Genomic DNA, 2,841 nt, shown 5'->3' on the forward strand with positions numbered 1-2,841 from the left:
GGGACCCGATGCGAGTGCCTCCAGGCAGCCGCGGTTGCCGCAGCTGCAGGGCACGTCCGATCCGCGCGCGACGCGCACGTGGCCGATGTCGCCGGCGACGCCCTGCGCTCCGCGCAGCAGCTGGCCACCCGAGATCACGCCGGCGCCGATCCCGGTCGCGATCTTGACGAACATCAGGTGCTCGATCCCCGGCCACGCCGTTGCGCGTTCGCCGAGCGCCATGATGTTCACGTCGTTGTCCACGAGGACCGGCGCCTCGAGGTGCTGCTGCACCCACCCCGGCACGTCGAACCGATCCCAGCCGGGCATGATCGGCGGGTTGATCGGACGGCCGGTGGAGAATTCGACCGGGCCCGGCACGCCGATGCCGATCGCGGCGATGTCGCGCCGGTCGCGACCCGTCTCGGCCAGGAGGGCGAGCGCGGTCTCGAGCGTCCACGTGAGCACCGGGATCGGGCCGAGCGTGATGTCGAGCGGTTCGATGCGCTCGGCGAGGATCGTCGCGCCGAGGTCCGAGATCGCGACCGTCGCGTGCGAGGCGCCGATGTCAGCGGCGACGACCACCCGCGCCCCGGGGTTCAAAGCGAACTGCGACGGCGGCCGCCCGCCCGTCGATGCCGCTCCGGCGACGGGTGTCACCAGTCCCATCCGCATCAGCTCGTCGACACGGGCGGCGATGGTCGATCGCGCCAGTCCGGTCGACTTCGCCAACTGTGCCCGGGTGCGGGGCACTCCGTCGCGAAGGAGCTGGAAGAGCTCGGTCGCCCCCATCGCGGCGGAAGGAGATTCGGCACCCATTGCCACGTTCCCGTCACTCACACGGCCGCGTCGGCCGAGTTCGGCGAAGTTCTGCGTGTCAACGCGCTTCTCACGCTGCATGCTCGGCAGAACTGCGGATGAACGCCCGCTACGATTCTCGGCCGGCAGGCTTCGCGAACCGCTGCTGCAGGAGCACGGCGATGACGATGATGATGCCCTTGGCGACGGCCTGCACCGACGAGGACAGGTTGTTCTGGACGAAAACGTTGGTCAGTGTCGCGAAGATGAGGACTCCGAAGACGGTGCCCGTGATCGTGCCCCGGCCTCCGATCAGGAGCGTGCCGCCGACGACCACCGCGGCGATCGCGTCGAGCTCGTAGAGCTGACCGTGCGTCGAGCTGCCCGCGGTGGTGCGTCCGAGGATCATGATCGCCGCGATGCCCGCGCTCAGACCCGAGATCGCGTACAGCCACATGGTGTGGCGCTTCACGTTGATGCCCGCGAGGCGCGCGGCCTCGCGGTTGCCGCCGATGGCGACGGTGCGGCGGCCGAAGGTCGTGCGATTGAGCAGCACCCAGCCCAGGGCAGCGACGATCGCGAAGATCCAGATCAGGATGTCGACGCCGATGAAGTCGGAGTTCATGAAGCTGATGAAGCCACGGTCGCCGACGATGAGCGTGCGGCGTTCGGCGAGGATCTCCGCGAGTCCGCGGGCTGCGACCAGCATGGCGAGGGTCGCCATGAAGGCGACGACGTTACCGTAAGCGATCACGACGCCGTTGATGAGGCCGGCACCGAGGCCGACGGCGAGCGCGATCAGGATCATGAAGACCCAGTGCGTCTGATCGGCGAGGTCCTGGATAGCGGCGAGAGTCGCCACGATCGAGGCGAGACCCATGACCGACCCGACGGACAGGTCGATGCCTCCGGCGATGATGACCAGCGTCATGCCGATGCTGATCACGCCGATGATCGATGCCTGTCGGAGGATGACGAGCGCGTTGCTGAAGGTGGTGAAGCTGTCGCCCGCGGTGACGGCGCCGACGATCACCAGCAGCACCAGCGCGAGGACGAGTCCGAGGTTGCGGCCGACCGAGCCGGACATGAGTCGCTGGAAGCCGGTCTTCTCGTTGTTCCGGGTCGAGGGAGGCGGTGCGTCCGCGGACGAGGGGGCCACTGCCGCCCCTGAGGTGTTGAGCTCGCTCACGCGGCGGTTCCTTTCATGACGAGGTCGAGCACACCGTGCTCATCGATCTGGGAGGCGGGAAGGGTTTGAAGAACGCGCCCGTCGGAGACGACGAGGACGGTGTCGGCCAGGCCGAGAACCTCTTCGATCTCGCTGGAGACGATGACCAGCGCGTTCCCCGCGGCGGCGAGGCCGCGGATGAGGGCATAGATCTCGGCGCGCGCGCCGACGTCCACGCCACGGGTCGGCTCGTCCAGCAGCAGCACCTTCGTGCCGTGGACGAGCCAGCGTGCCAGCAGGATCTTCTGCTGATTGCCGCCCGAAAGGGTCCGGGCGGGGCGATCGGGATTCGCGGGCCGCAGTTCGAGCGCCTCGATCTGCTCGCTCGCGACCTTGCGCTCCGCCCGCTCGTCAAGGAAGCCCGCCCGCGCGAATCGCGACACCGACGAGAGGGTGACATTGACGAAGATGGGCTCGTCGAGCACCAGTCCCTGGCTCTTGCGCTCCTCGGGCGACAGGCCCATGCCCGCCTCGACGGCGGCGACGACCGAGCCCCGGCGCAGCTTCTTGTCGCCGACGCGGACCGTCCCCGCGGTGGCTTTGCGCGCGCCGTACAGGGTCTCGACGATCTCGGATCGACCGGAGCCGACCAGTCCGGCGAGACCGACGATCTCTCCGGCGCGGACGGTGAACGACACGTCCGAGAAGACATCCGTCAGGCCGAGGCCCTCCACCTCGAGGACGACGGGCGCGTCGGAGGGGACCGGCACCGCGGCGGGGAACACGTTCTCGACCGATCGGCCGGTCATCAGCCGGATGAGCTCGCTCGTGGGCGTGTCGGCTGCGGGCAGACCCGATGCCATCGAGGCTCCGTCCTTCAGGACGGTGATGCGGTC

General features: G+C 68.9%; 3 protein-coding genes. All 3 read right to left on the minus strand.

Annotation, left to right across the window (positions count from 1 at the left end):
- Nucleotides 1–798, minus strand: a 798-nt coding sequence (locus VFX99_RS10910; protein WP_329666318.1) for an ROK family transcriptional regulator, incomplete at its 3' end; no start/stop codon positions are given.
- A gap of 109 nt (nt 799–907) precedes the next feature.
- A complete protein-coding gene (locus VFX99_RS10915) occupies nt 908–1,966 on the minus strand; it encodes an ABC transporter permease (RefSeq protein WP_329666319.1) in 1,059 nt (352 codons plus the stop codon).
- The coding region (locus tag VFX99_RS10920; protein ID WP_329666320.1) for an ATP-binding cassette domain-containing protein at nt 1,963–2,841 on the minus strand (879 nt) is incomplete at its 5' end. The genes VFX99_RS10915 and VFX99_RS10920, both read right to left, overlap by 4 nt.

Source organism: Microbacterium sp., from assembly GCF_036277215.1.
In the GTDB taxonomy this organism is placed as follows: Bacteria; Actinomycetota; Actinomycetes; order Actinomycetales; family Microbacteriaceae; genus Microbacterium.